Here is a 5,454-nt window from a genome sequence, read left to right on the forward strand (position 1 = left end):
AAGTGCTTGGAAACTCGCAAAAATAAATTATTCATATTGTGTATCAATATTGTGGAACAGGTGAGATGCATGTCCCAAATACTCTTGAATAATTTCTTGGGCATTTAACGGTGGTAGGTTATATAGCTTTTCTAAAATGACGTTCTTATAATTTATTGTCCACTCTAACTGTTCCCGCAGTCCTTCGGTGTCCATCAGGTCTAATATCCTGATTCCCGTCCGTTCCGATTTATCAGCGTAGGTTGGACCAATTCCCCTACCCGTGGTTCCAATCTTGCGATCGCCCCTTTGTCCTTCCGCAGCTTGGTCGATTAACCGATGATATGGCATCGTGACATGGGCTGTCTCGGAAATATACAGATTTTCTGTCGAAATTCCCAGTTGATCGAGTTGATCGAGTTCGGCAATTAAAACTTTCGGATCGATTACCGTTCCCGAACCGATAATGCACTCAGTGTTTGGATACAAAATACCAGAGGGAATCAAATGCAGTTTAAAGGTCTGACCTTTAACTACAATTGTGTGTCCAGCATTGACACCACCCTGGTAACGTACAACTACATCTGCGGAGCGGCTGAGTAAATCAGTTATTTTTCCTTTTCCTTCATCGCCCCACTGGGCACCAATGACAATGACGTTAGCCAATTTTTTATTTCTATTAAGCTAAAGTTTTCACAAACTAAGATTATGAACAGATATTAGTAACAATGTCAAGCCTATTTAATCAGATTGTCAAAAAAATTAATGTTTAAACATAGTATGAACTTATGAGTTTCTTGAGTTTTTGGTAATAGTATCCGTTGCAAATCAGAATAGGTAATTTTAATAAAGTATTTCCCTATTTATTCTTAATGCTATCTTCGTAGTGGTATTACTTTGCACATCAATACATAAATTTATCGGAATTGAGTACCTCGATACAGCAATCATAACCGGGAAGTAGCTATTGTTGTCTTCCTTCGATTTTGGATTGTTGAGTTATGGCAGTTCAAACTTTATAGCTCCTGAAACTAGTTGAATTAGTTCAAGTGGTTTTTTAGTTATCGATAACAACAACGACAGCATCAAGCAAGAAATAGCACCTCGTTTCCGGGGAGTTTCCCACACACGCATGAAAAAGTTGTCTTTTACCAAAAAGTTGACGGCTGTTTTTGGGGTCGCATTGGCAGTTATCATCTTGAATGCTGTCATTTCCACGAGCAATACAATTCAACTTACTTATCATCAGGATTGGGTAATGCAATCTTTACGAGTTATTACCCAATTAGAACGTACATTGTCGGCATTTAATCATACTGAAATTGCCACACGAGGTTATCTACTTACTGCTGAAAAAAGTTATTTAAATGACTATAATAAGGGGTTAGAGCAAACATCTGAAAATCTCCGATTGTTGCAAACTTTAGCACTTCAGGAATCAAAGACTAAAAAAGAGATTATTTTACTCAATTATCAAATTAGTGAAAGTTTTAACAGCTTTGAGGGTGAAATTAAACGACGAAGTATTCTCAAAAAAATTTCCCCAGAACCAATTTTAGCCTTATCTGATTCTACAAGCGATCGCATTAATCAGATTCAGCAGCTAACCTTAAAAATTAAATTAGGGGAACAAAATTTATTACAGCAACGGGTTAATGCATCGAATTCCAGCTTCAGAAGCACGATGACAACTTTCTCCATTGTCACGTTTGGTGATGTGGGGTTATTGGGGTTGTTGTATGTTTTATTACGAAAATACATTACTCGCTTGAAATTGACAGAACAGAGGTTAATGTATAGTGAAAATCGGTTACGAACTATAATTGATGCTGAACCGGAATGCATCCAGCTAATTTCCCCAGATGGAACCCTGTTAGAAATTAATGCATCTGGACTTTCAATCATGGAAGTTGATACTGCCGATGAATTAGTTGGTAGATATGTGGGAATCAGAATTGCACCGGAATACTTAGAAGAATTTTTCACATTACATAAGAGTGTTTGTCAGGGAATACGCGGAAAACTGGAGTTTGAAATTATTAGCTGTAAAGGTACACGCAAATGGGTAGAATCCCATGCAGTACCACTTCCTAACGAATTTGATGGTACTTTTTTACACTTAGCTGTGATGCGTGATGTGAGCGAACGCAAATTAGCAGAACAAAAGATTCGCGAACAAGCTGCATTACTCGATATCGCTGTTGATGGAATTTTAGTACAGAATATCCAAGGTCAAATTCAATATTGGAATAAAGGTGCAGAACGGGTTTATGGTTGGAGTGCAGGGGATGCAATCGGGGAAAATGTCACGAAACTTTTGTACAAAGAGGATAATTCCCAATTACATCATGCGATCGCAAATGTGATTGAATCAGGTTCGTGGCAAGGTGAATTAAATCAATTACGTCAAGATGGTAGGGAAATTATAGTCGAAAGTCGTTGGACTTTGGTAGTCGATGGCATGGGAGAACCCAAATCCATCTTAATGGTAAATACCGACATTACCCAGAAGAAATTATTAGAAACACAACTATTGCGATCGCAACGTCTCGAAAGTATTGGTACTCTGGCAGGAGGTATCGCTCACGATTTAAATAATGTACTTTCACCAATTATGATGTCGGTACAGTTGTTGCAAATGAAATTGCACGACAAAGAACAGCAGAAGTTATTAAAAACTCTAGAAAATAACGTTAAAAGAGGGGCAAATTTAGTTAAACAAGTACTTTCATTTGCCACTGGAATCGAAAGTAAGCGAACAAATGTAGACTTCAAGCAGATTTTCGCCGAAATCGCACAAATAATTACCGAAACATTCCCCAAACAAATCATTTTCCAGCAAGACATTGACAAAAATATCAATCGCTGTTGTGGAGATACAACACAAATTCACCAAATATTAATGAATTTGGTGGTAAATGCCCGCGATGCCATGCCTGACGGGGGAAAACTCACAATTTCTCTGAAAAATATCGAAATAGAGCGATATGATACTCAAATAAATTTTCACCCTCGCGAAGGCAATTATATCCTCATTACCGTTACAGATTCAGGGATTGGAATGCCCCCAGATATTCAAGAACGAATTTTTGAACCATTTTTTACCACCAAAGAAGTAGGTAAAGGAACAGGTTTGGGACTTTCGACAGTACTATCAATCATCAAAAATCACGACGGTTTTATTGATGTTGATAGCAAAGTTGGTGAATATACTAGCTTTAAAGTCTATTTACCAGCAAAAGAAATTAAACAACCATTATCCCAAATCCTCCCTGAAATCGAAATGATGGCTGGAGACGGAGAAGTAATTTTAGTAGTTGATGATGAAGCTGCAATCCGTAAAATTACTCAATCAACCTTGGAAGCCTGTAATTATAAAGTTTTAACAGCAAGTGATGGCAGAGAAGCAGTTGCGACTTACACTAAATATCACCAAGACATTAGCATTATCTTACTCGACATGATGATGCCTTCAATGGATGGGGAAAAAGCAATTCGCGCTTTAAAAAACATCAATCCGCAAGTTAAAATTATCGCCATCAGTGGATTAGTATTTAGTCACAAAACCACCCAAGTCAGAGAAATGGGAGTTGAAGCATTTTTATCAAAACCCTGCACCGCGAGCGAATTATTACAAGCAATCAGCACTGTTAATAGTTAGGAGTTAGGAATTACTGTAGAGACGACCCATCGGGTCGTCTCTACCGGATTTTTGGATTAGAATTCGATATTATATGAGATTTTTTACTTAATATCGCTAGAATTCAGATGTGTCAAGCTTGAGTAATCCATTACCTGGTCTATTTTGGAATCCTTGTATAATAATGCACATATACCCTGAGTTGCGAAGTCACTCCAACAAGACATACCCTTAACTAAGGCGACCATGCCAAATCGAACGGTCAGTTTATCGCTTTAGTGTTCCGGAGGAATATCCCATACAATGTTGTGATGTTTTTTGTTGAAGATGTCCCATTTTTGATTTTTCTAGCGTAAAATAGTATGTCTGTTCTAATAGAAACCCAGATTTATACTCCAAGCAAATCGATAATTAATTATAGTTACATACGATAAAGAGGCGAGAATGGCTGTAAGCACCGCAGATGGTAATGGTAAAAAAGAGGCAAAAATGGCTGTAAACACCGCAGATGGCAACGGTAAAAAAGAGGCAAAAATGGCTGCAAGCACAGCAGATAATAATAATGCTGCCAAGCAAAAAGCTCTGAGTGTGGTACTCAGCCAGATTGAGAAAACCTTTGGGAAAGGTACAATCATGCGTTTGGGTGATGCAACCCGGATGAAGGTTGAAACCATCTCCACAGGAGCGTTAACTCTTGATTTGGCATTAGGTGGTGGTTTGCCCAAGGGACGAGTAATTGAGATTTATGGTCCAGAAAGTTCGGGTAAAACCACAGTGGCACTACATGCTGTGGCTGAAGTGCAAAAGCAAGGTGGGATTGCAGCTTACGTAGATGCGGAACATGCACTCGATCCAGCTTATTCAGCAGCATTGGGAGTCGATACCGTCAATTTGCTAATTTCCCAGCCTGATACAGGGGAAGCAGCGTTAGAAATCGTCGATCAATTAGTGCGATCGGCTGCTGTAGATATTGTCGTGATTGACTCGGTAGCTGCACTAGTACCCCGTGCGGAAATTGAAGGTGAAATGGGTGATGTCCACGTTGGTTTACAAGCAAGGTTGATGAGCCAAGCTTTACGTAAAATTACAGGTAATATTGGTAAATCTGGATGCACTGTTATTTTTATTAACCAGTTGCGCCACAAAATCGGTGTCACCTACGGCAGCCCAGAAACAACTACTGGTGGTAATGCTTTGAAGTATTATTCATCGGTGCGTCTAGATATTCGTCGGATTCAGACTTTGAAAAAAGGTACTGAGGAGTTTGGTAACAGAGTCAAAGTGAAAGTTGCCAAAAACAAAGTTGCACCACCGTTTAGAATTGCTGAGTTTGACATCATTTTCGGTAAGGGTATTTCCACCATTGGCTGTTTAGTGGATTTGGCAGAGGAAACAGGTGTTTTGAGTCGTAAAGGAGCTTGGTACAGCTACAACGGCGATAATATCTCCCAAGGGCGGGACAATGCAATTAAATATATGGAAGAGAAACCTGATTTTGTCGAACAAGTTACGAAATTGGTTCGGGAGAAACTCGATAAAGGTGCTGTTGTTTCTGCAAATTCAGTACAGAAGGTTGCCGAAGATGAGGAGGATGAAGATGATGAAGAATTGGAAGAATTGGAAGAGTAGGAAGCTAGAGTATTTCAATAAATAAATGATCCAAAACCCGTCATTGCATATCACTTAATGGAAGCAAGCTACGTCGAAGAGGTTGGCGTAGGGGCGGGGTTTTCCCGCCCTGACCCACGAATGATATGGTAAGGAATGAGGATTTAATAACCTACAACTTTCGATTTGATTTGGAATGGTGCGTTACGCTGCGCTAACACACCCTA

At 39.2% G+C, this 5,454-nt stretch carries 2 protein-coding genes and 1 pseudogene; 2 read left to right on the top strand and 1 reads right to left on the bottom strand.

All coding sequences use genetic code 11. The features are described from left to right. Window positions 1-39: 39 nt before the first annotated feature. A pseudogene (locus tag CK510_RS25510) lies at window positions 40-645 on the bottom strand (adenylosuccinate synthetase); the annotation flags it as partial. Window positions 646-1,111: 466 nt separating this feature from the next. Here CK510_RS25510 and CK510_RS25515 point away from each other — a divergent pair. Together CK510_RS25515 and recA are read left to right on the top strand one after the other, a co-directional pair. Beyond that, a complete protein-coding gene (locus tag CK510_RS25515; protein ID WP_095724341.1) occupies window positions 1,112-3,640 on the top strand; it encodes a PAS domain S-box protein in 2,529 nt (842 codons plus the stop codon). A 513-nt stretch (window positions 3,641-4,153) separates the two neighbouring features. Continuing rightward, window positions 4,154-5,248 carry a recombinase RecA gene (gene recA / locus CK510_RS25520; RefSeq protein WP_095724342.1) on the top strand — a complete coding sequence of 365 codons (1,095 nt, stop codon included), beginning with the start codon at window positions 4,154-4,156 and terminating at the stop codon, window positions 5,246-5,248. Window positions 5,249-5,454 lie beyond the last annotated feature (206 nt).

This window comes from Brunnivagina elsteri CCALA 953 (genome assembly GCF_002289455.1).
Classification (GTDB): Bacteria; Cyanobacteriota; Cyanobacteriia; order Cyanobacteriales; family Nostocaceae; genus Brunnivagina; species Brunnivagina elsteri.

Coding starts and splice junctions, on each gene's coding strand:
- recA (WP_095724342.1), top strand. CDS start 4,154: ATGGCTGCAAGCACAGCAGATAATAATAATGCTGCCAAGCAAAAAGCT.
- CK510_RS25515 (WP_095724341.1), top strand. CDS start 1,112: ATGAAAAAGTTGTCTTTTACCAAAAAGTTGACGGCTGTTTTTGGGGTC.